Source organism: Nocardia sp. IBHARD005 (assembly GCF_052814245.1).
This window is the reverse complement of sequence record NZ_CP199935.1, coordinates 526,904-551,833: the sequence shown is the minus strand read 5'-3', so window position 1 is coordinate 551,833 and position 24,930 is coordinate 526,904. Positions and strand designations below refer to the sequence as shown.

The following is a 24,930-nucleotide window of genomic DNA, read 5'->3' as shown; positions in this document are numbered from 1 at the left end:
TGCGAGCAGAATAAGAACCTGTTCTACTCGATATCGTGACCCAGGGGAATACCGCAGTGGAAGTATTGAGTGCACCCCTCCGGGTGCGATTCGACTACACCAGGTCCGTCGGACCCATCATCGGTGCATTTCTGACCGGACTGCGCGAGGGCCGAATACTCGGCGCTCGCGGCAGCGACGGCCGGATACTCGTGCCACCACCCGAATACGATCCACTCACCTGCGCGGCGTTGGACGAGCTGGTCGAGGTCGCCGCGACCGGCACCGTCATGTCGTGGACCTGGGTGCCGGAGCCGCTACCCGGCCAGCCGTTCGACCGCCCGTTCGCCTGGGCGCTGATCCAGCTCGACGGCGCCGATACCGCCCTGCTGCACGCGCTCGACGTCTCCGAACCCGGTCAGCTCAGCACCGGAATGCGGGTCAGTGCCCGCTGGGCCGACGAGCGCACCGGCCGCATCCAGGACATCGCCTGCTTCGCGCCGGGCGAGACCACCCAGACCGCCATCTGTTCCGAAGACACCGAAGCTCTGGTCACCATGCTGACCACTCCCGTAGACCTGAACTACAAGCACACCGCCTCCCCGCAGGAGAGCATCTACCTGCGCGGCCTCGCCGAGGGCAAGCTCATCGGCGGCCGGTCCGAGGCGGGCGGGCCGGTCTACTTCCCGCCGCGTGGCGCCAATCCGACCGACGGCACCCCGACCAACGACCTGGTCGAGCTGCCGGACAAGGGCACCGTCACCACCTTCTGCATCGTCAACGTGCCGTTCCTCGGCCAGCGGATCACGCCGCCGTATGTGGCCGCCTACATCCTGCTCGACGGCGCCGACATTCCGTTCCTGCACCTGGTGCTCGGCTGCGAGGCCAGCGAGGTGCGGATGGGTATGCGGGTCGAGGCGGTGTGGAAACCCCGTGCGGAGTGGGGTCACACGATGGCCAATATCGACCACTTCCAGCCCAGCGGTGAGCCCGACGCACCGTACGAGTCCTTCCAGAACCACCTCTAGAGAGGCGACGGTGACCATTCCCGAAATCGCGGTGGTGGGGTTCGCCCACGCACCGCATGTGCCGGAGACCTTCGGCACAACCAATGGCGTCGAGATGCTCGTGCCGTGCTTCCAGCAGCTCTACGCGACCCTCGGCATCACCAAGACCGACATCGACTTCTGGTGCTCCGGCTCCTCGGATTACATGGCAGGTCGGGCCTTTTCGTTCATCTCCGCGGTCGACGCGATCGGCGCGGTGCCGCCGATCAACGAATCGCACGTGGAGATGGACGCGGCATGGGCCCTCTACGAGGCATGGGTGAAACTGCGTTCCGGCCAGGCCGAGACGGCGCTCGTGTACGGCTTCGGCAAGGCCTCGGCAGGTGATCTGCATCAGGTTCTGACCATGCAGCTCGACCCGTATCTGGTCGCGCCGCTGTGGCCGGACGCCGTCTCGATCGCCGGACTGCAGGCGCGAGCCGGGCTCGATTCCGGCCGGTGGACCGAGCAGGAGATGGCCGCTGTCGCCGGCGGTGACATCGAATCCTTGCTCGCCGCACCGTATGTGGCCGATCCGCTGCGCGCCCACGACATCGCGCCGATCACCGACGGCGCCGCCGCGATCGTGCTCGCGGTCGGCGACCGGGCCAGGCAACTGTGCGAGCGCCCGGCGTGGATCACCGGAATCGCGCACAACATCGACGCCCAGGCGCTCGGTGGTCGGGACTTGACCCGCTCCCCCTCCACCACCAGGGCCGCCGCGGTGGCGACCGGTGGCAACACCACCTTCGATCTCGCCGAACTGCACGCGCCGTTCAGCCACCAGCAGCTGATCCTGGCCGAGGCGATCGGTCTGCCCACGGGCACGCCGGTGAATACCTCCGGTGGCGCGCTCGCCGCCAACCCGATGTTCTCGGCAGGACTGGAACGGATCGGGTGTGCCGCCGAGGCCATCATCTCCGGCACCGCCAACCGGACCCTTGCTCACGCGACCAGCGGCCCTGCGCTGCAGCAGAACCTGGTCGCCGTTCTCGAATCGGAGGCACGATGAGCTTCCCCGCGGCGGTGCTCGGCACCGGCCAAACTCATCACGTGACAAAACGTACGGACGTGTCCATGGCGGGCATGTGCCGTGAGGCCATCGATCGCGCACTCGATGACGCGGGCCTGACCATTGCCGATATCGACGCCGTCGTCGTCGGCAAGGCGCCCGATATGTTCGAGGGCGTCATGATGCCCGAGCTGTACATGGCCGAGGCGCTCGGCGCCGCGGGCAAGCCGTTGATCCGCGTGCACACCGCGGGCTCGGTCGGCGGCTCGACCGGCGTCGTCGCCGCCAACCTGGTGCAGGCGGGCGTGCACAAACGCGTCCTCGCCATCGCCTGGGAGAAGCAGTCGGAGTCGAATGCCATGTGGGCGTTGTCGATTCCGGTGCCGTTCACCATGCCGGTCGGCGCGGGCGCGGGCGGCTACTTCGCTCCCCACGTGCGCTCCTATATCCGTCGCTCGAACGCACCACTGCACATCGGTGCGATGGTGGCGGTGAAGGATCGGCGCAACGGCGTGAAGAACCCGCTCGCGCACCTCCATCAGCCCGACATCACCGTCGAGTCGGTGCTGGCATCCCAAATGCTCTGGGACCCCATCCGTTTCGATGAGACCTGCCCGTCCTCCGACGGCGCGTGCGCGGTGGTGATCGGCGATGCCGAGGCCGCGGCGGTGGTCGAAGCCGACGGCAAGAAGGTGGCCTGGGTGCACGCGACCGCGATGCGCACCGAGCCGACCACCTTCTCCGGTCGCGACCAGGTGAATCCACAGGCGGGCCGGGACGCGGCCGCCGCCCTGTGGAAGTCGGCCGGGATCACCGATCCCCTCGAAGAGATCGATGTCGCCGAGATCTACGTGCCGTTCTCCTGGTTCGAGCCGATGTGGCTGGAGAATCTCGGCTTCGCGGCCGAGGGCGACGGCTGGAAACTCACCGACAAGGGTGAGACGGAAATCGGCGGGCGCATCCCGGTGAACCCGTCGGGCGGCGTTCTCTCGTCCAACCCGATCGGCGCCTCTGGCCTGATCCGCTTCGCCGAAGCCGCCAAGCAGGTGATGGGCCGTGCGGGCGACTACCAGGTGCCCAACGCGCGCAAGGCACTCGGCCATGCGTACGGCGGTGGCTCCCAGTACTTCTCGATGTGGGTCGTCGGCAGCGAGCGTCCGGCATGAAATTCACCCTCGGTGTCGCACTGAGCCCCTTGGATCAGCTCACCGAACTGGCCAAGACAGCCGAAGAATGCGGGTTCACCTCGATCGGCCTGCCCGACTCGCTGTTCTACATGAAGTCGCAGGCCGCCGACTACCCGTACACCCCCGACGGCAGCCGCTTCTGGGGCCCGGAAACTCCGTGGGTGGATCCGCTGATCGCCGCCGCGTCCATGGCGGCGGTCACCACGAAGCTGCGGTTCTACACCAATGTCCTCAAGCTCGGCTCGCGCAATCCGCTGCTGCTGGCCCGCCAGGTCGGCTCGATCGCCACTATGTCGGGCAACCGGTTCGGCTTCGGCATCGGAATTGGCTGGGCACCTGAGGAATTCGCATGGTGCGGGGTTCCTTACGCCCGCCGTGGCGCGCGGGTCGACGAGATGATCGAGGTCATCCGGCTCGTTCTCGACGGTGGCATGGTCGAATTCCACGGCGAGTTCTTCGATTTCGACCAGCTGCAGATGAGTCCGGCGCCGAGCGAGCGGGTGCCGTTCTACGTCGGCGGGCACACCGGTCCGGCGTTGCGCCGGGCCGCCCGCATCGGCGACGGCTGGACCTCGGCGATGATGAAGTTCGACGATCTTGTCCGCACCATCGGCACGCTGGGCGAGCTACGTGCGGAATACGGCCGGTCCGAGGAGCCGTTCGAGATCCAGTCCGTCTGCATCGACAAGTTCGGTCGCGACGGCTATCAGGATCTGGCCGACGCGGGTGTCACCGACAACATCGTGGTGCCCTGGCTGGCCGACGGTATCGGGTTCGACGGCGAGCTGGCAGCCAAGCAGGACTCGCTGCGCAAGTTCGCCGAAAAATACATCGCCGACCCCATCATCGCGAAGGTAGCGCCATGACCGACACCGCAGTCGAGAACTCCGCCCGCGCCGCGGGCCTGGCATCCCAGGCCGCGGTCCGGGCCAAGGACCGCGCCGCCTGGGTCGCCCTGTTCGCCGAGGACGGCATCGTCGAGGACCCCGTCGGCCCTTCGGGTTTCGATCCCGAGGGCGTAGGCCACCGCGGCCACGAGGCCATCGGTGGCTTCTGGGACAAAGCCATCGCCCTCACCGAATCCATCGAATTCCGCTTCGAAGACTCCTTCGCCTGCGGTAATGAAATCGCCTTCACCGGCCTGATCCGCACCGCCATGGCCGGCCACCTCATCGACGCCGAGGGTGTGTTCACCTACAAGGTCGACGCCAGCGGAAAGATCGCCGCTTTGCGCGCTTTCTGGGAAGTGGACCGCGCGGTCGCGACCACGCGCCCCGCATAGCCCACGCGGTAAACACGAGAACGGCCCTTTCGGTCTCGGGCCGTTCTCGCTGTTATGACTCAGTGCGCGACAGGGCAACCGGCGGGCTTGTAATCGACCGGTAGCTCCTTGATCCCATTGAGCCAACCCGAGCGCAGACGCTTCGGATCACCGGCTTGCGTGATATCGGGCAGATGATCAGCAATCGCGTTGAAGATCAGATCGACCTCGAGCCGAGCCAGGTTCGCGCCGACGCAGAAGTGCGCGCCGGTGCCACCGAAGGCCAGGTGCTGGTTGTCGGCGCGGGTGATGTCGAACTTCTCCGGGTTCTCGAAAACCTCTTCGTCGAAGTTTGCCGAGCGGTACAGCATGACCAGGCGCTGACCCTTCTTGATCTGCACGCCGCCGAGCTCGGTGTCCTCGAGCGCGGTGCGCTGGAAGGAGGTGACCGGGGTGGCCCAGCGAATGATCTCGTCCACCGCGGTGGCCGGGCGCTCGGACTTGAACAGTTCCCACTGGTCCGGGTTCTCCATGAACGCGATCATCCCGTGGCTGATGGCGTTGCGGGTGGTCTCGTTGCCCGCGACCGCCAGCAGGATGACGAAGAAGCCGAACTCCTCGGCCGTGAGCGCCTCACCGTCGACGTCGGCCTCGATCAGCGTGGTCACCAGATCGTCGGCGGGATCGGCCTTGCGCGCCTCGGCCATCTGGTAGGCGTAGCCGAGCAACTCCATCGACGCGGCCACCGGATCGATACCCACATTGTCGGGATCGTCGTAGCCGGTCATGTCGTTGGACCACTCGAAGACCTTCATCCGGTCCTCCTGCGGCACCCCGATCAGCTCGGCGATCGCCTGCAGCGGCAGCTCACAGGCCACCTGGGTGACGAAGTCGCCGGTGCCGGACTCGGCGGCCCTTCGCACGATGTCGGCGGCACGGGCCGACAGCTCGGCACGCAGGCCGTTGACCGCGCGGGGGGTGAAGCCCTTGGAGATGAGCTTGCGCAGCTTCGTGTGCTCGGGCGCGTCCTTGTTCAGCAGGACGAAGCGCTGCAGTTCGATCTGCTCGCGCTGGATGTCGTCGTTGAACCGCGGGATGGCGGTGTTCTCGTAGGTGGAGAACACCTCGCTGCGACGCGACACCTCTTTGACGTCGGCGTGCTTGCTCACCACCCAGAAGCCGTCGTCGTGGAAACCGCCGACGTCGGGCGACTGCTCGTTCCACCAGATCGGGGCCGACCGCCGCAGTTCGGCGAACTCCTCCACCGGAACACGCTCGGCGTAGATGTTGGGGTCGGTAACGTCGAACCCGTCCGGCAGGTTCGGCCGGGCACCCGTCACAGGGCCGGCTTGTTCGGTGCTCGGATCTACCACCAGATGTCTCCTTCGACAAACTGAAACACGTTCTACAATCATTCAAGCATAGGGGTTGACGCGACGGAAGAACCTCGCGGTTTTACCCTGGACTCAAGATCAGAACCTGTTGCAGTTATGAGGGAGATTCAGATGGGCACACCCGTGATCGTCGAAGCCGTGCGTACCCCGATCGGCAAGCGGCGAGGGCAACTGTCGGGACTGCACGCCGCCGAACTGCTCGGCCTGGCCCAGCGCGGACTACTCGACCGGGCGGGCCTCGACCCGGCCGAGGTCGAGCAGGTGATCGGCGGCTGCGTCACCCAGGCGGGCGAGCAGTCCAACAACGTCACCCGCGTCGCCTGGCTGCACGCGGGCCTGCCGTGGCAGACCGGCGCGACCACCATCGACGCCCAGTGCGGTTCGGCCCAGCAGGCCAACCACCTCGTCGCGGGTCTCATCGCCACCGGGGCGATCGACGTCGGTATCGCGTGCGGCGTCGAGGCGATGAGCCGGGTGCCGCTCGGCGCCAATGTCGGCACCGAGGCGGGTACGCGACGGCCCGCGTCCTGGTCGATCGACCTGCCCGACCAGTTCGGTGCCGCCGAGCGCATCGCCCGCAGGCGCGGGATCACCCGGTCCGATATCGACGAATTCGGCTTGCGCTCACAGCAATTGGCAGCCAGGGCGTGGGCAGAAGGCCGCTACGACCGCGAAGTACTCCCGATCTCGGCACCGGTACTCGACAGCGAGGGCGTGGCCACCGGCGAGAAGGTGGAGGTCGCCCGCGACCAGGGTCTGCGCGCGACCACCATCGAAGGACTTGCCGCGCTGAAACCGGTCGTGGCCGACGGCATCCACACCGCGGGCACCTCGTCGCAGATCTCCGACGGTGCCGCCGCGGTGCTGCTGATGGACGAAACCGTCGCGCGCCGAAAGGGTTTGCGCCCGCGCGCCCGAATTCATACTCAGGTACTCGTCGGCGCCGAACCGGAGTTCCATCTCGACGGTCCGGTACAGGCGTGCACCCGGCTGCTCGAGCGCTCCGGAATGACGATGGGCGATATCGATCTATTCGAGATCAACGAAGCATTCGCGTCGGTCGCCCTGTCGTGGGCTGCCGTACACCAACCTGACATCGAACGTGTGAATGTCAACGGCGGCGCGATCGCAATCGGGCATCCTGTCGGCTCCACCGGCTCCCGATTGATCACAACCGCGCTACACGAACTCGAACGCACAGGTCAGGGCACTGCCATGGTGCTCATGTGCGCCGGCGGCGCACTCGCGACCGGCACAATCATCGAACGCCTGTAGACTGGTCCATACCGAAACCGGGCGCCTAGGTTGAAGATTCATCCCACGGCGCCCGGAACGTGTCGTACGCCACAAAGTTGCGGGGGGCAGGGGGACGATGAGATGTCAGCTATCTTTGGGCTACCATAGAGTTGGGGCGGAAGAACTCTGCGACGGGCACGAACCCGGGCACCCGCGCCCTCCACAAGAGTCGTTGGCGTGACCCGCAAACGCGGCCACCGCCGCCCCTGCACGCAGGTGAGCGTCGGAAATCGTAGAGAAATCCCCAATCAGGCGTAGGTTTTCAGTTACTGAGCCGCTAATATCAATGATACGTATCCGAGATAACGACTGTTAGTACAGTGAAGGGAATTGGGCGGCTCACAATGGCTGATTTCGCGGCGCGGCTGAACAAGCTGTTCGAAACCGTGCATCCCCCGGGGCGCAAGCCGCACACCAACGCAGAGGTTGCGGCTGCGCTGACTGCCTCCGGGCATCCGATCTCGAAGCCGTATCTCTCGCAGTTGCGGTCGGGACAACGAACGAATCCGTCCGATGAGACGGTGGCCGCCCTGGCGAAGTTCTTCAAGGTCAAGCCTGACTACTTCTTCAACGATATTTACGCGGCCAAGATCGATCACGACCTGGAGCTGCTCGCGCAGCTGCAGGGTTACGGACTTCGTCGACTGTCGAGTAGGGCATTCGACCTGTCCGAAGAATCACAGAATCTGCTCACCTCGATGGCGGAGAAGCTGCGGGCCAGCGAAGGCTTGCCCGAAATTCCTCCGGACGGAACGGAATAGGATCCACGCATCGGCCGGCCTGACGCACCTGATGGTGTCCTGGGTACGGCTGTAAAACATCGGATACGCAGACAACGGGCCTGAGACGGTGAAACCCACCAGCTCAGGCCCGTTTTCTGTGCCCTGACCGGCCGGTCAGCTCGAAGTAGCGGCGTTCTACGGCGCCGTCTTCGCCGCCGCCACCGCGTTCTCGTACTGATTCGCGAGCGCGAGCACCCAGCCGCGCGGGCTCGATCCGGGTGGCGGCGCGATCCAGCGCGCGTCGACGAACAAGTCCCCCAACGGATTTCGCGCCCACTCGGCCACCACCGCGGCCCGCTGCGGCACCGAGTTCGGCGGCTCACCGGCCGCCGGGATGACGATGCCGCTGCCCGAGAGCAGATACAGCGCGTCCATCACCTGTGCCAGGTGATCGGAGGCCTTGAGCTGCGCGGAGGTGGCGTTCTGTTCGGGCGCGACCACCTCGGGGAAGCGTCCGACCATCAACGTGTGCAGTGGCTGGATCCGGCGCAGCACGACCTTGGCCCGCCACCACAGCTCGATCACGATCGACACGGCGCCCAGCGCGATCAACAGCGCGGCGATCTCCCACGCGGCCCATCCCCACAGCGGCTCGTTGGGCGGCGTCGGTGCGGCGTGCTGGAAGGCACGGCCCACATTGGCGACGGCGAGCACCGCGACCAGCGCGGTGCCCGTGATGTAGATGGCGATGCCGCGACCGAGGATGGTCCAGTCCAGGTTGCGCAGACCGGTGGTCACGATGAACACCGCGCCCAGCGCGACCACGATCCAGCCGAAGGTGAACGACCAAGCCAGCGTGATCGCGATCGCCACCGCGCCGATGCCGTAGACGACCATCGCGACCTGGCGCAGGTTGCGCCGCGAGACCACCGGCCACGCGGCCGAGGCCACCACCGAGGTGGCCGTGGTGAACAGGATCCAGGCGCAGATCACGAGGCCGGTGGACAGCCAGCCGCTGTGCACACCGCCCTTCATCAGATTGTCGATGGCAACAGCCATCTCGGGAATGGCGACGGTGACCGCGAGTGCCACGGCGGCGACCGCTACGACGATGGCCACGCGGGCGGTCGTCGCGGGCTTCACCAGCACGCGACCCACTCGCGCACCCGCGGCAACCCAGACCAGCAGGGCTGTCAACCACAGTGTCATCCGAGTGCCTCATCGAATCGAAGGACCGAGACGCCTGCGCCCCGGTTGCTGAATACGCGCAGTCGAGTCATGAGCATGGCCGCGAAGGTCTCGGCCTCCCATTCGGCGAGATCGTCGGAGCCATCGTCGACGATCTGCGCGTGGGCGCGCTGGCTGAGCATGTAGGCGATCAGGTCGTCGCTGACTTCCAGGGTCGTCTCCGCCGCGGGCGCGCCCTCGTGGTCGAAGACGATGTGGCCGAGTTCGTGCGCGAGGGTGTGATCGCGACTCGGCAGGGCGTCGGCGAGCACGATGATGTCGCGTTCGGGATAGAACCGGCGCTGACCGCAGACGCCGGGACCGAGGTTCGCGCTGGTGATCTCGATTTCGCGTTTACGCTCCAACGAGATGGCATGGACCACCTCGTCGAGGCTGGTGGCGTCGGAGTCGGCGGCCACCGCGCACACCGCGTCGACGGCGGCGGCGACGCGGCGATAGGACCGGGAGGTGCTCTGGGTCGTGCTCTTACTCATCGAAGATCCCCTCACGACCTCGGTCCGAAGAACTCGGCACGCGCCGCGTTCACCCGCGCTTGGGCTGCCGCGGCACCATGGAAACTCACTGCGCCCGAACCGGTTCCGGCCAGGGTGAGCGCGATCAGGCCGCCGATCACCGACAGGAGTTCGGGTTCGGGCAGGCCACTGTTGTCGCTGGTCGGCGTGAACTCGTGGTTCGGCTTGGCCGCCGGGGCCGGTGCGGCGGCGGGCGGTGGTGCGGCCGGGGCTTCGACCGCGGGCGGTGCGGCTGCCGGAACAGGCACTGCCACAGCGATATTCGGAACACCCGGGATCGCGGGCGCGGGCGGGATGGCGATCGACGGAAGGGCAGGTGCGGCCGGAGCGGAAGGGATCGGGATCAGGAGCAACAGCAGTGGCGAGGCCGATCCGACTGCCGCCGAACCGACCGCGGCCGAACCCACCGCGGCTGAACCCGCACCCGCGGAACCTACCGCCGCGGAACCGGCAGCGGCGGAACCGACTGCGGCAGAACCTGTTCCGAGCACAGCCGAGCCCGCGCCGAGAGCGGCCGAACCGGTGCCTGCCGCTGCCGAGCCGACCGCGGCCGCCGAACCCGTACCGAGCACCGCAGCCGCACCCGCCGAACCCGTACCGAGCACCGCAGCCGCACCCGCCGAACCCGTACCGAGCACCGCAGCCGCACCCGCCGAACCCGTACCGAGCACCGCAGCCGCACCCGCCGAACCCGTACCGAGCACCGCGGCCGCGCCTGCCGAGCCGGTACCGAGGATGGCGGCCGCGCCCGCGGAGCCTGAGCCGAGGACCACTCCGAGACCTGCCGACCCGGTGCCGAGTAGCACGCCGAGGCCGGCCGAGCCGGTACCGAGGACCACGCCCGCGGCTGCCGAGCCCGCGCCTGCCGCGGCGGAGCCAGGGGCGGCCGAACCGGAGAGGGGGCCCGCGACTTCCTTCTTGGGGACGTCGTCGCTCGATTGGCCGGGGATGGTGAGGGGGGCCCAGTCGCCGGCGACCGACGCACCCGACTGCGAATTGCCCGGATCGTCCTGCTGGCTGTTGCCCTGGTTCTGGCCTCTACCGTTGCCCTGACCGGGCAGGCTCAGCTCACCGAGCTTCGGGGCCGGGGTGCTCTGACCGCCGTTTCCCCCACCACTGCCGTTGCCCTGCCCGCTGCTTCCGCTGCCGGGTGCCCGCGCGGCAGGTGTGGACGGTTTTTCCGGGGCGGCCATTGCGACAGCCGGCCCTAATATCGCACAGCCGGCCAGCACACTCGCAGCGGCAAACACGCGCAACATGCGACCAATGGCCATGCGCTAGATCATCCCCTTTAGTTTTTCAGCGCAGAATTACCCCCGGTCGCAACACATTCCGGGATTGGCGAACAGTAGCCCATAGTAAACCCACGGTCCCGGTCCCGCAGCGGAGAGCAAGAGTCGTCCAGCCCCCTCGACGTGTGTGACGTGCCATAAGTGCAGGCCGGGACATTTCCCCGGCCGCACACCTCAGAGTTAGCTATGCGCCGTAAACCGGCTCCGGCGGAGTGCTCTTCTCGATCAGTTCTTTCACGACTGGACCGAGCTCGGCGGGGTGCCAGCGGGCACCGCGATCGACCGGGGCGCCATGGAGCCAGCCCTGCGCCAGCGCGACCTTTCCGCCCTCCACCTCGAACATCCGGCCGGTCACCCCCGCGGATTCGGTGCTGCCGAGCCACACGACCAGCGGCGAGATGTTCTCCGGGGCCATCGCGTCGAAGCCCGCGCCGGGGGCGGCCATGGTGTCGGCGAAGACCGTCTCGGTCATCCGGGTGCGGGCGGCGGGGGCGATGGCGTTCACGGTCACGCCGTAGCGCCCGAACTCCGCCGACGCGGTCAGTGTGAGACCCGCGATGCCCGCCTTGGCCGCGCCGTAATTGCCCTGGCCGACGCTGCCCTGCAGCCCGGCACCGGAGCTGGTGTTGATCACGCGGGCGTCCACCGGGCGGCCCGCCTTCGACTCGGCCCGCCAGTACTCGGCCGCGTGCCGCATGGTGGCGAAGTGGCCCTTGAGATGCACGCGAATCACGGCGTCCCACTCGTCCTCGCCGAGGTTGACCAGCATGCGGTCGCGCACGAAGCCCGCGTTGTTGACCAGCACATCGAGCCCGCCGAACGTGTCGACGGCCTGCCGGATCAGGCGACGAGCACCGTCCCAATCGGCGACGTCGTCGTAGTTGGCGACGGCCTCGCCACCGGCCGCGACGATCTCCTCGACTACCTGCTGCGCGGGGGTCTCGGTCGTGGCGGCGCCGTCGAGCGCCGTGCCGACATCGTTGACCACCACGCGGGCACCCGCGGCGGCGAACGCGAGCGCGTGCGCGCGGCCGATTCCCCGGCCCGCGCCGGTCACGATCACCGTGCGTCCGGCGCAGATCAACTGGTTGTCCATCTCAAAACTCCTGTGTCTGTGTTTATTTGCGGCTGGCGCCGCTGGGTTTTCGGCCCTGTGGGCCTCACATCCGAAGGGCGATACTGCGCCTTCGGCGTTCCGTCTCGCCCTTCGGATGCGAGGCGGCCGAAAACCCGTGATGGCTGGTCAGGGGGGTGGCGTTGGTCGCGTCATGGGGATTGTTCAGTCGCGAGGCGGGGTGGCGAGGCATGCGCGAAGCGATCAGTTGTTCGTGTTTGCGGCGTCGAGGAAGGCTGGGCGTTCGCCGCCGCCGTGGACGAGCAAGGTCGCGCCGCTGATGTGAGCGGCCAGGGGTGAGGACAGGAAGAGGGCGGCGTTGCCGACGTCGGCGGGGCGGGCGAGGCGGCCGAGCGGGACGGTTTTCGCTACGGCGGCTACTCCGTCGGCGTCGCCGTAGTGCAGGTGGCTGAGTTCGGTTTCCACCGGGCCGACGACGACGGAGTTGAGCCGGACCTTCGGTGCCCACTCGACGGCCAGCGAGGACGCGAGGTTGTCCAGGCCCGCCTTGGCCGCGCCGTAGGCGGCGGTGCCCGGCGAGGGCCGGTGCCCGCTCACACTGGTGATCATCACGATCGAGCCGCCCGTGTCCTGCTTTTGCATCAGCGCATTGGCCTGCTGGGAGATCAGCAGGGGCGCGAGCAGATTCAGCTCCACGATCTTGGTGTGGAAGTTGGGGCTGGCGGCGTCGGCCATCGCGAACGGCGCGCCACCGGCGTTGTTCACCACATGGTCGATCCGGCCGTGCCTGGCGACGATCTCGGCGAACATCGCCGCCACCGCGTCGACATCGCGCACATCGCAGGTGAGGTGTTCGGTGCTGCGATCCCCCACCGTGATCGGCTCGTCGGCCGGTCTGCGCGCGCAGGTCAGCACGGTCGCGCCCGCGGCGAGGAAGGCCCGGCTGATTCCGGCGCCGACGCCGCGCACACCACCTGTCACCAGAACGATCTGCTCGGAAAGGTCTATTTCTACAGCCACCGTGTTAACCTACCAAGCAATTGCTTGCTTTGTCTCGGGTTCGCCGAGGCGTGCACGAGGAGACATCGCGATGGGGATAAACCGTCACACCGAAGCCGACGGGGTAGAGGTCGTCACAGTCGACTACCCGCCGGTCAACGCCCTGCCCTCGGACGGCTGGTTCGCACTGGCCGAAGCCGTCAGGGCCGCGGGCCGCAACCAGGAGACCCGGGTGGTCGTGCTGCGCGCGGAAGGCCGCGGGTTCAACGCGGGCGTCGACATCAAAGAGATGAACGCCGACGTCGGCCATACCGCGCTGATCCGCGCCAACCACGGCTGCTTCGAGGCCTTCGCCGCGGTCTACGACTGCGAGGTGCCCGTGGTCACCGCCGTGAACGGCTTCTGCCTCGGCGGCGGCATCGGCCTGGTCGGCAATTCCGATGTCATCGTCGCCTCCGACGACGCCACCTTCGGGCTGCCCGAAGTGGACCGTGGCGCGCTCGGCGCCGCCACGCACCTGTCTCGGCTGGTCCCCCAGCACCTGATGCGCACCATGTTCTACACCGCGGGCAAGCTCACCGCCCAGCAGCTGCACCACTTCGGTTCGGTGTACAAGGTGGTGCCGCGCGCCGAACTCGACGCCGCCGCGATGGACGTCGCCAAGAACATCGCGAACAAGGACGGCCGCGTGATCCGCGCCGCCAAACGCGCGCTCAACGGCATCGACGTGCAGGACGTGCACCGGTCCTACCGCTACGAACAGGGCTTCACGATGGAGCTCAACCTCGCCGGTGTCGCCGACGAGATCAGAGCGCGCTTCGACGACGATCTCGCCGCGCAGAAGAAGGAGAGCTGAAAGCCATGCGCGACAAGAGAATGACCCTCGACGAGGTGGTCGGTGAGCTGCGCAGCGGCATGACCATCGGGATCGGCGGCTGGGGTTCGCGACGCAAACCGATGGCGCTGGTGCGCGCGCTGCTGCGTTCCGACGTCACCGATCTGACCGTGGTCACCTACGGCGGCCCGGATCTGGGTCTGCTGTGTTCGGCGGGCAAGGTCCGCAAGGCGTACTACGGGTTCGTGTCGCTGGATTCGGCGCCGTTCTACGACCCGTGGTTCGCGAAGGCGCGCACCGAGGGCGCGATCACCGTGCGCGAGATGGACGAGGGCATGGTCAAGTGCGGGCTGCAAGCGGCCGCCGCGCGACTGCCGTTCCTGCCGATCCGGGCCGGGCTCGGATCCGCGGTGCTCGACTTCTGGGAAGGCGAGCTGAAGACCATCCCGTCGCCGTACCCCGCCGCCGACGGTCGCATCGAGACCCTGGTCGCGATGCCCGCGCTGAACCTCGACGCGTCGTTCGTGCATCTGGATCTGGCCGACAAGCACGGCAACGCGGCCTACACGGGCGTCGATCCGTATTTCGACGACCTGTACTGCCTGGCGGCGCAACGCCGCTACGTCTCGGTGGATCGCATCGTCGAGACCGAGGAACTGGTGAAAGCCGTTCCGCAACAAGCGATCATCCTCAACCGCATGCTGGTCGACGGTGTGGTCGAGTCGCCCGGTGGCGCGCACTTCACCTTCGCCGGCAGCTACGGGCGCGACGAGAAGTTTCAGAAGCACTATGTGGCGGCCGCGAAGACGCCGGAGTCGTGGGCCGAGTTCAAGGCTCGCTATCTCGACGTCTCCGAGGACGAATACCAGTCCGCCGTAGCCACTTTCGCCGAGGAGCAGAACCTATGAACGCCGCAGTGCACAGCGGACCCATCACCCGCGCCGAGGTCTGTGTCGTCGCGGCGGCGGAGATCTTCCGTGGGGCGGGCGAGATCATGGCGAGCCCGATGTCGACGATCACCACCATCGGTGCGCGGCTGGCCCGGCTCACCTTCGAACCCGATCTGCTGCTGTCCGACGGTGAAGCGCTGTTGTTCGCCGAGGTACCGGCGATCGGCGCGAAAGCACCTGTGGAGGGCTGGATTCCGTTCTCGCGGGTGTTCGATGTGGTCGCCTCGGGCCGTCGCCACGTGGTGATGGGCGCCAACCAGATCGACCGGTTCGGCAACCAGAACCTGTCGGCCTTCGGTCCGCTCCAGCAGCCGTCGCGGCAGATGTTCGGTGTGCGGGGCGCGCCCGGCAACACCATCAACCACGCGACCAGCTACTTCGTGCCGAGGCACAACAATCGGGTATTCGTCGAGAACGTCGACATCATCTCCGGAATCGGTTACGACCGAATCGATCCCGAGAATCCGGCGTACCGCTTCCATCACCTGCACCGCGTGGTGACCAACCTTGGCGTGTTCGACTTCAACGGCCCCGACCACACCCTGCGCGCACTGTCGCTGCACCCGGGTGTGAGTTCCGCCGAGGTCGCGGAGAACACCTCCTTCGAGATCGCCGAATTGGGCGAAGCGGGCCAGACCAGGCTGCCCACCGAAGAAGAGCTGCGGATCATCCGAACCGTGCTCGACCCCAAGGGTTTCCGTGAGAAGGAAGTGGCGGCGTGAGCGGTCAGCGGCGGGAGGCCGAAGCGGAGCATAACCACGCAGGCCGCCCGAGCACGCGGAAAGGAGACAGTCCCAGCGCGCGGTTGCGGACCCCGCTGACCGAGTTGGTCGGGATCGAGCATCCCATCGTGCAGACCGGGATGGGCTGGGTCGCCGGTCCTCGCCTGGTCTCGGCAACGGCGAACGCGGGCGGACTCGGCATTCTCGCCTCGGCGACAATGACTTTCGAGGAGCTAGAGGCGGCGGTCGCCAAGACCAAGTCGCTCACCGGCAAGCCCTTCGGCGTGAACATCCGCGCCGACGCCACCGACGCGGGCGAGCGCATCGAACTGCTCATCCGCGAGCAGGTCCGCGTCGCCTCCTTCGCACTCGCACCCAAGAGGGAACTCATCGCCCGGCTCAAAGATGCCGGTGTCGTTGTCGTTCCGTCGATCGGTGCGGCCAAGCACGCGGTGAAAGTGGCGTCCTGGGGCGCCGACGCGGTGATCGTGCAGGGCGGCGAGGGCGGTGGGCACACCGGTCCGGTCGCCACCACGCTGCTGCTGCCGTCGGTACTCGACGCGGTGGATATTCCGGTGATCGCGGCGGGTGGCTTCTTCGACGGTCGGGGCCTGGCCGCCGCACTGTCCTACGGCGCAGCCGGTGTAGCGATGGGCACCCGCTTCCTGCTCACCCAGGAAAGCACCGTCCCCGAGGCCGTGAAGCAGGAGTACTTGGCGCGTGGCCTGCAGGACACCGTCGTGTCGGTGAAGGTCGACGGGATGCCGCATCGGATGCTGAACACCGAACTGGTCGAGAAGCTGGAACACTCCGGCGGCTGGCGCGGGCTGTCGGCGGCGGTGGGCAACGCGGCCAAGTTCAAGAGCATGACCGGCATGAAATGGTCGACGCTGATGCGCGACGGTCTGGCGATGCGAAAGACCAAGGACCTCAGCTGGTCTCAGGTCGTGATGGCGGCGAACTCGGCGATGCTGACCAAGGCGGGTCTCGTCGAGGGTCGCACCGATGCGGGCGTGCTGCCCGCGGGTCAGGTCACCGGCATCATCGACAGCTTGCCGACCGTGGCCGAGCTGATCGACGGGATCGTCACCGACGCCGTCGCCCGGATCGAGGCGCTCTCGGCGCTGACCATCGAGCCTGCCGCCGACGCCCACTGACCCGGAGCCGACCCGGCTCCCTCCACGAGCTCGCTTCGATCGACGGCCCTGAGCCAACCGTCGGTCCCACGGGGCGGGCGATCGAACACCGGACCCGGTGCCGCACCCACGAGGTGCGCATCGGGTCCGGTGCTTTTTCGGCGCTCCAGAAGCTGCCGCGCGGGTCTCGTGGTCGCGACACGCTCTCGAAGCGGCTACCGACGTTGCCCGGTCGCCCAAAATTTGCCGGACATCGATATCGCAGCGGGAGGTCGCGTGGACGCCGGGTGTAAGCGGCAGGTCCGGGCCTCGCCGATGCCGATATGCGCGATGATTGCCACCCTCGTCGCCGCCCCCTCCTGCCCGCGTCCGTCCAGATCCGGAGGAGTAGCGCGATGACAGTCTCGGAACAGACCGCGACCAAGAAGATGCCGTTGCTGACCTTGTCGGCGATGGTGGTCGGCTCCATGGTCGGGGCGGGCGTCTTCTCGCTACCGCGCAACTTCGGCCAGGCCACCGGCGGATTCGGCGCGATCATCGCCTGGTCGATCGCGGGCACCGGAATGCTGATGCTGGCGTTCGTCTTCCAGACGCTGGCCGTGCGCAAACCAGACCTCGACGCCGGTGTCTACGCCTACGCGAAGGCCGGCTTCGGCGAGTACCTCGGCTTCTTCTCCGCGTTCGGGTACTGGGCGAGCGCCTGCGTCGGCAACGTCAGTTACTGGGTGCTGATCAAGTCCACCCTCGGGCAGGTGCTGCCCATCTTCGGCGAAGGCAACACCGTTCCCGCGGTGCTGCTGTCGACGGTGTGCATCTGGGCGTTCCATTTCATGGTGCTGCGCGGGGTCCAGGAGGCCGCCACCATCAACCAGATCGTCACCGTGGCCAAGCTGGTGCCGATCCTGGTGTTCATCGTGGTGCTGCTGTTCTTCTTCGACCCCGGCGTCTTCGCGGACAACTTCTGGGGCGGCGACGCGTATTCCGAATCGCTGGTCGAGCAGGTGCGTTCGACGATGCTGGTGACAGTCTTCGTGTTCCTCGGCATCGAGGGTGCGAGCGTGTACTCCAGGTACGCGCGCAAGCGCGAGGACATCGGTCGCGCCACCGTGCTCGGATTCCTCAGCGTGCTGGCCATTTTCGCGTCGGTGACCATGGTGTCGTTCGGCATCATGCCGCGTACCGAACTCGCCGTCGCGCAACAGCCGTCGATGTCGCCGGTCTTCGAATCCGCCGTCGGTACCTGGGGTGCCTGGTTCATCAGTATCGGACTGATCATCTCGGTCCTCGGCGCCTACCTGGCCTGGACGCTGATGGCCGCCGAGGTGTTGTTCGTGGCGGCGAAAGACCGGGACATGCCGTCGTTCCTGGCCCGGGTCAACGCCGCGAATGTGCCGGTGGTGGCGCTGATCTTCACCACCGCGCTGATCCAGATCGTGCTGGTCACCACCCTGTTCTCCGACGACGCGTTCACCTTCACCCTCAAGCTGTGCAGTTCGCTGTCACTGGTGCCGTACCTGCTGGCCGCGGCCTACGCGCTCAAACTCGCCTACACCAGGGAGACCTACGAGCAGATCCAGCCGAACAACCGAGTCAAAGAGCTCGTCATCGCCTTCGTCGCCACCTTCTACACCGCGTTCATGCTCGTCGCGGCCGGACTCGAATTCCTGCTGCTGTCGTGCATCATCTACGCGCCCGGCACCATCTTGTTCGCGCTGACCCGCCGGGAGGCGGGCAAGCGGACCTTCTCGCCCTGGGAGGCGGTCCTGTTCGCGGCGGTCGCCCTCGGCGCCGTCATCGGCATCGTCGGCCTGGCGACCGGCGCCATCTCGATCTGAGTCCGCCCGATCTTTCGAGGAGCAGAAATGACTGGAACCCCCGCCACCGCGTTCGGCGTCCATTCCGAAGTCGGCACGCTGCGCAAGGTGCTGGTATGCGCGCCCGGCCTGGCACACGAGCGGCTCACTCCGACCAATTGCGATGACCTGCTCTTCGACGACGTGCTGTGGGTGCAGAACGCCAAACGCGACCACTTCGACTTCATGACGAAGATGCGCGACCGCGGCGTCGAGGTGGTCGAGCTGCACAATCTGCTCGCCGAAACCCTGGCCGTGCCCGGCGCGAAGGACTGGATTCTCGATCGCAAGATCGTGGCCAACGAGGTCGGGCTCGGGCTGATCGACGACACCAGGGCCTACCTGAACTCGGTGGACGACCGCACCCTGGCGACCTACCTCATCGGCGGACTCGCGACCGCGGACCTGCCCGCCGAATTCCGTTCCGGCTACCTGGCACTGGCGCGCGAGCAGACCGGGGTCCGCGAGTATCTGATGCCGCCGCTACCGAACACCCTCTACACCCGCGACACCACCTGCTGGCTCTACGGCGGCGTCACGCTCAATCCACTGTACTGGCCCGCCCGGCACGACGAGACGCTGCTGATGGGCGCGATCTACGCCTTCCACCCCGACTTCACCGGCGCGAAGGTCTGGTGGGGCGATCCCGGAAAAGATTGGGGGCTGGCAACTTTCGAGGGTGGCGACGTGATGCCGGTCGGCAACGGGGTGGTCCTGGCCGGGATGAGCGAACGGACATCGCGGCAGGCGATCACCCAGGTCGCCGCGTCGCTGTTCGAGGCCGGTGCCGCCGAGCGGGTAATCGTGGCCGGAATGCCGAAGCTGCGCTCGGCCATGCACCTCGACACGGTGTTCACCTTCGCCGACCGCGACCTGGTCACGGTGTACCCCGACATCGTCTACGGCATCCACCCGTTCTCCCTGCGGCCCAGCGACCGCGCACCCGGGGTCGAGGTGATCGAGGAGACCGCGCCGTTCCTCGACGTGGTGGCCGCGTCACTGAACCTGCCGAAGCTGCGGGTGGTGGAGACCGGCGGCGGCTACTACGCCAACGAACGCCAGCAGTGGGACAGCGGAAACAATCTGGTCGCCGTCGAACCCGGCGTCGTGTTCGCCTACGACCGCAACACCCACACCAACGCGGCCCTGCGCAAGGAGGGCGTCGAGGTGATCTCCATTGTCGGCGCCGAACTCGGCCGCGGCCGGGGCGGCGGCCACTGCATGACCTGCCCGCTGATTCGCGACGCCGTCGACTTCTGAGCGGTCCCGGCGGCGGGTGATCAGCGGGGACGCACCTCGACGCGGTTGTCATGAAACACCGCGCCGCCGCCGTAGTCCGAATCCCGTTCGGCGACCGTGGCATTCACGGTGGCGCCGTTGGTGAATTTTGCCCAGCGGCCCTTCGTCGTGCCCGCGACGCCGGGGCGGACCCGGTCCGACACCTCGGCCACAGCCTCGAACGACCCGCGCGCGTTGGACACCAGCACGGGTTCACCGTCGGCGATACCGCGGGCGGTGGCGTCGTCGGGATGCAGGGTGATGGCGGCTTCGCCTGCCCGGCGGCGCAATTCGGGGTTGGCGCCGAACGAGGTGTTCAGGAAGTAGTGTCCTCGTCGGAGTCGTAGAGCGCCGGTTCGGTGAGGCCGAGGCGACGGGAGAGCATGCGGAAGGTCTCGGTGGTGGACAGGCATTCACCCGGCGGCTCGACGGCGGGTTCGTTCCACATCGTCGATACGGAAGTGCCCGCTCGTCGAATAGTGCAGTCCGCCACCGGGTATCGCCCAGTCGCCGGTGACGCCGGGCAGGCAGCCGAGCACCCGAAGCGCCATGCCACCGCCCGCATGCCGCTGCATACCTTGCGACGCGCGGATGGCAGTCGGCCTGGTGCGGGCGATCCGCTCGCCGAGCGCGACGATCTGCTCCCGTCGCAATTCCGAGATCGCGGTGACCCGTTCGGGCGTGAATTCCTCGATACGGTCCCGGAATTCGGGCCAGCCCTCGGTGTGCTCGGCGATGAACTCGGTGTCATGGGCGCCCAGCGAGACCACCACGTGCCCCAGCTCGAGATAGCGGTTCACCTTCACGCACAGCGCGCCGCGCGTGACCAGATGTTCCTTGTTCCCCCGCAGCCCCGTGGCGACCCCGTCCTCGACGGTCACCACCCACGAGCACGCGTCGGGGCAGTCAAGGGGGCAAGCACCGAGCACCTTCACCAGGCCGATCGTAGGCCGACGATCCGCGATCACCGGGACGCGGTCCAGCTCTCGAACACGGGAGCGCCCGGGACGCGGAGTGCGGCCTACTCGTAGTTTTTTGGCCGGTCCGGCATCAGGTGCGGGGCGCACTGCGATTTTCCCGGCACGCTCCAGCGAGGGGACGTGGTGACTACTGGTGGTGAGACAAGTGTGGTCCTCGGCGAAACTCGCCGAGGACCACAACTTTTCGAACAGCTGACCTACACCGGGTCGGCGTCGAGGCGCTCGATGATGGTCACGTTGGCCGTGCCGCCACCCTCGCAGATGGTGAGCAGGCCGTAGCGGCCGTTCACGCGCTCGAGCTCGTGCAGCAGGGTGGCGAACAGCTTCGCGCCGGTCGCACCGAGCGGATGGCCGAGCGCGATGGCGCCACCGTTGACATTCACCTTCGCCGGATCGGCGCCGATCTCCTTGATCCAGGCCAGTACCACGGGCGCGAAGGCCTCGTTGATCTCGATGACGTCGATATCGTCGATGGTCAGGCCGGTCTTCTCCAGCGCCCACTTGGTCGCCGGAATCGGCGCGCTGAGCATGAAGATCGGGTCCGCGCCGCGCGCGCTGACATGGTGGATGCGGGCGCGCGGGGTGAGGCCGTACTCCTTGACCGCCCATTCGGAGGCGAGCAGCGTCGCGCTGGCGCCGTCGGAGATCTGGCTGGCGACAGCGGCGGTGAGCGGGCTGCCCTCGCCGAGCGGTGGCAGGGTCGCCATCTTCTCGAGGCTGGTCTCGCGCGGACCCTGGTCGACCGCGAAGTCACCGACCGGCACGATCTCGGCCTCGAAGCGGCCTGCGGCGATGGCGGCGCGGGCGCGTTCGTGACTGCGCAGCGCCCACTGCTCCATGTCCTCGCGGGTGATGCCCCACTTCTCGGCGATCAGCTCGGCGCCGCGGAACTGCGAGACCTCGCCGGTGCCGTAGCGCTCGTCCCAGCCGGTGGCGCCGACGAACGGGGAGTCGAAGCCGTATTCCTTGCCCGCGAGCATGGCGGCCGAGATCGGGATGGCGCTCATGTTCTGCACGCCCGCCGCGACGATCACCTCGGCGGTGCCGCTCATGATGGCCTGCGCGCCGAAGTTCACCGCCTGCTGGCTGGAACCACACTGCCGGTCGACGGTGACCCCGGGAACCTCTTCGGGGTATCCCGCGGTCAGCCACATGGTGCGGCCGATATTGCCTGCCTGCGGACCGACATTGTCGACACAGCCGACGATCACGTCGTCGACGACGGCAGGGTCGATGCCGGTGCGTTCGATGAGCCCGCGCAGGGCGGCGGCGCCGAGGTCGGCCGGGTGCACGCCGGCCAGCGCGCCATTGCGCTTGCCGACCGCGGTACGCACCGCATCGATCACATAGGCCTCCCGCAACGGGGTGTAGGGGCGGCGCTCGGCGGGTGCGGTCATCGGGGAACTCCTATGGCGTGGTGCTCCCGGGCAGGGTGAGCCCGTCGAGCACGATGGTGAGATATTGCTGGGCAAGGTTTTTCACGGTGATCGGGCCACCGGGGGTGTACCAGCGGACCGCCACCCACACGGTGTCGCGCAGGAAGCGGAACGCGAGTTCCACGTCGAGTTCGGGACGGAAGCTGCCATCGGCGACGCCGGTGGCGAGCACCCGGTGCCACAGCTCGCGGAACTCGATGTTGAAGTCACGGATGTAGGCGAAACGTGCTACGTCGCGCAGGTTCTTGGCCTCGGCCTGGTAGATCGCGACCGCGGCGTGGTGCCGGTCGAATGCCTCGTAGGAGGCGATGACCAAGGCCTCCAAGGTGTCTCGCGAACTCAGCGAGGCGGCCGCGATCTCGCGGTAGCGGCCGAACAGGTCGTCGAGGAAGCCGCGCAGGATCTCGTCGACCATCGATTCCTTGGAGTCGAAGTGGTGGTAGAGGCTGCCGGAGAGGATGCCCGCCGAGTCGGCGATGTCGCGCACTGTGGTGGCACGCAACCCACGCTCGGCGAACAGGCGGGCGGCGAGGTCGAGCAGTTCGGCGCGGCGGGTGCGTTTCACGGTGTCGGGAGCGGTCACACCCCTCAACGTAGCACCAAGCACTTGCTTGGTTTCCGGGAACCCGCCACGGCGATCATGCGCGCTGACTACTCACCGAGACAACCTCGCCGGTCAGATACGAGGTGTAGTCACTGGCCAGCATGGCGATCGTTGCCGCTACTTCCCAAGGCTCGGCGGCCCGACCGAAGGCCTCGCGCTCGCTGAGCGAGTCGAGCAGCTCGGTCGAACTCACCTTGTCCAGGAACGGATGACGGGCGATGCTCGGCGCGACAGCGTTGATCCGCACCCCGAATTCGGCGGCTTCGACCGCACTGCACCTGGTGAGCGCCATCACACCGGCCTTGGCGGCGGCGTAGTGCGCCTGGCTGTGCTGGGCACGCCAGCCGAGGACGGAGGCGTTGTTGACGATCACGCCGCCGTGGCCCGCGCCGCGGAAGTACCCCAGCGCCGCACGAGTGCAGCGGAAAGTGCCGGTGAGGGTGATGTCGAGAACCTGGTCCCACTGCTCGTCGGTCATGTCGACCACCGGGGTCTCACCGCCGAGGCCCGCGTTGTTGACCATGATGTCGATCCGGCCGAGTTCGGCGGCGGCATCGGTGAGCAGCTGGTTGACCTGCGCGGTGTCGCGGACGTCGCACACCACGGCGCCGACAGTGCGCTCCGGGAATTCCTTCGAGAGCAGCTCGGCGGTCTCGGTCAAGCGGCGCTCGTGCCAATCCGAGACCACCACGTCGGCGCCCTCGTCGAGGAGCCTGCGCGCGGTGGCCGACCCGATGCCGGTGCCCGCGGCGGCGGTGATCACGGCCGTCCGGCCTGCGAGCAGGCCGTGTCCCGGAATCGAGGCCGGCGCGATCGACAGCGACTTGTTCGCGCCCGAATAGGTCTGCTCACTCACGGGCGTGCCTCTCGCGGGAGACCGAGCACACGCTCGGCGATGATGTTGCGCTGCACTTCGTTCGAACCTCCATAGATCGTGTCGGCGCGGCTGAACAGGTACAGCCGCTGCCATGCGGTCATGTCGTCGGGGCCGGTGATCAGGCCCGCCGCGCCTTGGACGGCCATCGCCAGCTCGCCGAGGTCGCGATGCCAGTTGGCCCACAACAACTTCGACACCGAGGCACCGCCCGAATCGTCGTGGTCCTCGCTCATGGTGCGCAGTGCGTGCGCGCGCAACACCCGGAGTCCGACCCAGGCGCGGTCGAGGCGGTCGGCGATCAGCGGGTCGTCGGCGGTGCCGGTCCGCCGCGCGAAGTCTTCGATATCGGCGAGCTCACGCGCGAAACGGATCTGCTGGCCGAGGGTGGAGATCCCGCGTTCGAAGGTCAAGGTGCCCATGGCGATTCGCCAGCCGTCACCGGGTTCGCCGACGACCAGGTCCGCGTCGGTCACGGCGTTGTCGAAGAACACTTCGTTGAATTCGGAAGTGCCGGTGAGCTGTTCGATCGGGCGCACGTCGATGCCGGGCTGGTTCATCGGGACCAGCAGGTAGGACAGGCCCTTGTGGCGGGTCGAGCCGCGTTCGGTGCGGGCGATCACGAAGCACCAGTCGGCGACGTGGGCGAGCGAGGTCCAGATCTTCTGGCCGTTGATCACCCACTTGTCGCCCTCCAGCCGGGCGGTCGTGCTGACCGCGGCGAGGTCGGAGCCCGCGCCCGGCTCGGAATAGCCCTGACACCACAGCTCGCCGACCGAGCGGACACCGGGGAGGAAGCGCTGCTTCTGCTCCTCGGTGCCGAAGGCGAGCAATGTCGGGCCGAGCAGTTCCTCACCCACGTGCGAGACCCGCGCGGGGGCGTCGGCCTTGGCGTATTCCTCGTGGAAGATCACCTGCTGGTGCACACTCGCACCGCGGCCGCCGTATTCGACCGGCCAGCCGAGGCAGGTCCAGCCCGCCTTCGCGAGGTGTCGGTCCCACGCCAATCGCTCGTCGAAGAATTCGTGCTCGCGGCCCGGTCCGCCGGTGCCGCGCAGGTCAGCGAACTCGCCCGAAAGATTTTCGGCGAGCCAATCGCGTATTTCCGCGCGAAACTCCGCGTCGGAGGTCGCGGTATCGGAATCTGAGGTCTGGATCACGCCCACGCCGATAGGATAACCTACCAAGCACTTGCTTTGTCAGCTGCTTCGGAAGAACAGCGAACCGCACAACGGTGAG

26 protein-coding genes are annotated in these 24,930 nt (G+C 67.4%); 13 read left to right on the top strand and 13 right to left on the bottom strand.

Annotation, left to right across the window (positions count from 1 at the left end; genetic code table 11):
* Positions 1–35 precede the first annotated feature (35 nt).
* Genes ACTWPB_RS02585 through ACTWPB_RS02565 form a run of 5 tightly spaced genes read left to right on the top strand, consistent with a single transcriptional unit; the run spans position 36 to position 4,506 of the window.
* Positions 36–1,007 carry a Zn-ribbon domain-containing OB-fold protein gene (locus tag ACTWPB_RS02585; protein ID WP_446224134.1) on the top strand — a complete coding sequence of 324 codons (972 nt, stop codon included), beginning with the start codon at positions 36–38 and terminating at the stop codon, positions 1,005–1,007.
* 16 nt (positions 1,008–1,023) lie between these two features.
* Positions 1,024–2,037, top strand: a complete 1,014-nt coding sequence (locus ACTWPB_RS02580; protein WP_446226216.1) for a thiolase domain-containing protein — start codon at positions 1,024–1,026, stop codon at positions 2,035–2,037.
* Positions 2,034–3,203 (top strand): thiolase domain-containing protein, encoded by a 1,170-nt coding sequence (locus ACTWPB_RS02575; protein WP_446224133.1) that lies wholly within the window; start codon positions 2,034–2,036, stop codon positions 3,201–3,203. Before ACTWPB_RS02580 ends, ACTWPB_RS02575 begins: the two co-directional genes overlap by 4 nt.
* On the top strand, positions 3,200–4,090 hold the full coding sequence (locus tag ACTWPB_RS02570) for a TIGR03619 family F420-dependent LLM class oxidoreductase (RefSeq protein WP_446224132.1): 891 nt from the start codon (positions 3,200–3,202) through the stop codon (positions 4,088–4,090). Before ACTWPB_RS02575 ends, ACTWPB_RS02570 begins: the two co-directional genes overlap by 4 nt.
* Positions 4,087–4,506, top strand: coding sequence for a nuclear transport factor 2 family protein (locus ACTWPB_RS02565; protein WP_446224131.1), 420 nt, complete (start codon positions 4,087–4,089; stop codon positions 4,504–4,506). The genes ACTWPB_RS02570 and ACTWPB_RS02565 overlap by 4 nt, the downstream gene beginning before the upstream one ends.
* A 59-nt stretch (positions 4,507–4,565) precedes the next feature.
* On the opposite strand, the gene ACTWPB_RS02560 is transcribed toward ACTWPB_RS02565, so the two are convergent.
* Positions 4,566–5,858, bottom strand: a complete 1,293-nt coding sequence (locus ACTWPB_RS02560; RefSeq protein ID WP_446224130.1) for a cytochrome P450 — start codon at positions 5,856–5,858, stop codon at positions 4,566–4,568.
* Between the two features lie 132 nt (positions 5,859–5,990).
* On the opposite strand from ACTWPB_RS02560, the gene ACTWPB_RS02555 reads away from it, so the two are divergent.
* Entirely contained in the window at positions 5,991–7,154 is a 1,164-nt protein-coding gene (locus ACTWPB_RS02555) for a steroid 3-ketoacyl-CoA thiolase (RefSeq protein ID WP_446224129.1), read from the top strand.
* Between the two features lie 365 nt (positions 7,155–7,519).
* On the top strand, positions 7,520–7,936 hold the full coding sequence (locus tag ACTWPB_RS02550; protein WP_019044759.1) for a helix-turn-helix domain-containing protein: 417 nt from the start codon (positions 7,520–7,522) through the stop codon (positions 7,934–7,936).
* A gap of 156 nt (positions 7,937–8,092) precedes the next feature.
* On the opposite strand, the gene ACTWPB_RS02545 is transcribed toward ACTWPB_RS02550, so the two are convergent.
* From ACTWPB_RS02545 to ACTWPB_RS02525, 5 genes are all read right to left on the bottom strand, one after another.
* Complete coding sequence (locus ACTWPB_RS02545; protein ID WP_446224128.1) at positions 8,093–9,106, bottom strand: hypothetical protein; 1,014 nt, start codon at positions 9,104–9,106, stop codon at positions 8,093–8,095.
* Entirely contained in the window at positions 9,103–9,618 is a 516-nt protein-coding gene (locus tag ACTWPB_RS02540) for an ImmA/IrrE family metallo-endopeptidase (RefSeq protein WP_446224127.1), read from the bottom strand. Before ACTWPB_RS02540 ends, ACTWPB_RS02545 begins: the two co-directional genes overlap by 4 nt.
* Before the next feature lie 11 nt (positions 9,619–9,629).
* Entirely contained in the window at positions 9,630–10,850 is a 1,221-nt protein-coding gene (locus ACTWPB_RS02535) for a hypothetical protein (RefSeq protein ID WP_446224126.1), read from the bottom strand.
* 283 nt (positions 10,851–11,133) lie between these two features.
* Positions 11,134–12,045, bottom strand: a complete 912-nt coding sequence (locus ACTWPB_RS02530) for an SDR family oxidoreductase (protein WP_446224125.1) — start codon at positions 12,043–12,045, stop codon at positions 11,134–11,136.
* Positions 12,046–12,267: 222 nt separating this feature from the next.
* On the bottom strand, positions 12,268–13,044 hold the full coding sequence (locus tag ACTWPB_RS02525) for an SDR family oxidoreductase (RefSeq protein WP_446224124.1): 777 nt from the start codon (positions 13,042–13,044) through the stop codon (positions 12,268–12,270).
* A gap of 70 nt (positions 13,045–13,114) precedes the next feature.
* Here ACTWPB_RS02525 and ACTWPB_RS02520 point away from each other — a divergent pair, with 70 nt between their 5' ends.
* The 6 genes from ACTWPB_RS02520 to ACTWPB_RS02495 all read left to right on the top strand — a co-directional run bounded on the left by ACTWPB_RS02520 (position 13,115) and on the right by ACTWPB_RS02495 (position 19,779).
* Positions 13,115–13,879 (top strand): enoyl-CoA hydratase family protein, encoded by a 765-nt coding sequence (locus ACTWPB_RS02520; protein WP_446224123.1) that lies wholly within the window; start codon positions 13,115–13,117, stop codon positions 13,877–13,879.
* Positions 13,876–14,766, top strand: coding sequence for a CoA transferase subunit A (locus tag ACTWPB_RS02515; protein ID WP_446226215.1), 891 nt, complete (start codon positions 13,876–13,878; stop codon positions 14,764–14,766). The genes ACTWPB_RS02520 and ACTWPB_RS02515 overlap by 4 nt, the downstream gene beginning before the upstream one ends.
* The gene (locus tag ACTWPB_RS02510; RefSeq protein WP_446224122.1) at positions 14,763–15,530 is read left to right on the top strand and encodes a CoA-transferase subunit beta; all 768 of its coding nucleotides are present in this window, start codon (positions 14,763–14,765) and stop codon (positions 15,528–15,530) included. Before ACTWPB_RS02515 ends, ACTWPB_RS02510 begins: the two co-directional genes overlap by 4 nt.
* 83 nt (positions 15,531–15,613) lie before the next feature.
* Entirely contained in the window at positions 15,614–16,687 is a 1,074-nt protein-coding gene (locus ACTWPB_RS02505; RefSeq protein WP_446224121.1) for an NAD(P)H-dependent flavin oxidoreductase, read from the top strand.
* Between the two features lie 374 nt (positions 16,688–17,061).
* Positions 17,062–18,501 (top strand): basic amino acid/polyamine antiporter, encoded by a 1,440-nt coding sequence (locus tag ACTWPB_RS02500; RefSeq protein WP_446224120.1) that lies wholly within the window; start codon positions 17,062–17,064, stop codon positions 18,499–18,501.
* Positions 18,502–18,528: 27 nt separating this feature from the next.
* Entirely contained in the window at positions 18,529–19,779 is a 1,251-nt protein-coding gene (locus ACTWPB_RS02495; RefSeq protein WP_446224119.1) for an arginine deiminase, read from the top strand.
* A gap of 20 nt (positions 19,780–19,799) precedes the next feature.
* Here ACTWPB_RS02495 and ACTWPB_RS02490 read toward each other — a convergent pair whose 3' ends face one another.
* The 7 genes from ACTWPB_RS02490 to ACTWPB_RS02460 form a co-directional block, all read right to left on the bottom strand.
* The gene (locus ACTWPB_RS02490; RefSeq protein ID WP_446224118.1) at positions 19,800–20,087 is read right to left on the bottom strand and encodes a molybdopterin dinucleotide binding domain-containing protein; all 288 of its coding nucleotides are present in this window, start codon (positions 20,085–20,087) and stop codon (positions 19,800–19,802) included.
* A gap of 26 nt (positions 20,088–20,113) precedes the next feature.
* Positions 20,114–20,245, bottom strand: coding sequence for a hypothetical protein (locus tag ACTWPB_RS02485; protein ID WP_446224117.1), 132 nt, complete (start codon positions 20,243–20,245; stop codon positions 20,114–20,116).
* On the bottom strand, positions 20,211–20,732 hold the full coding sequence (locus ACTWPB_RS02480) for a hypothetical protein (RefSeq protein ID WP_446224116.1): 522 nt from the start codon (positions 20,730–20,732) through the stop codon (positions 20,211–20,213). The genes ACTWPB_RS02485 and ACTWPB_RS02480 overlap by 35 nt, the downstream gene beginning before the upstream one ends.
* A 242-nt stretch (positions 20,733–20,974) precedes the next feature.
* Entirely contained in the window at positions 20,975–22,138 is a 1,164-nt protein-coding gene (locus tag ACTWPB_RS02475) for an acetyl-CoA C-acetyltransferase (protein WP_446226214.1), read from the bottom strand.
* 46 nt (positions 22,139–22,184) lie between these two features.
* Complete coding sequence (locus ACTWPB_RS02470) at positions 22,185–22,796, bottom strand: TetR/AcrR family transcriptional regulator (protein WP_446224115.1); 612 nt, start codon at positions 22,794–22,796, stop codon at positions 22,185–22,187.
* Positions 22,797–22,851: 55 nt separating this feature from the next.
* A complete protein-coding gene (locus ACTWPB_RS02465) occupies positions 22,852–23,673 on the bottom strand; it encodes an SDR family oxidoreductase (RefSeq protein ID WP_446224114.1) in 822 nt (273 codons plus the stop codon).
* Positions 23,670–24,857: an acyl-CoA dehydrogenase family protein gene (locus ACTWPB_RS02460; RefSeq protein ID WP_446224113.1), complete on the bottom strand. Its 1,188-nt coding sequence runs from the start codon at positions 24,855–24,857 to the stop codon at positions 23,670–23,672. Before ACTWPB_RS02460 ends, ACTWPB_RS02465 begins: the two co-directional genes overlap by 4 nt.
* Between the last annotated feature and the right edge of the window lie 73 nt (positions 24,858–24,930).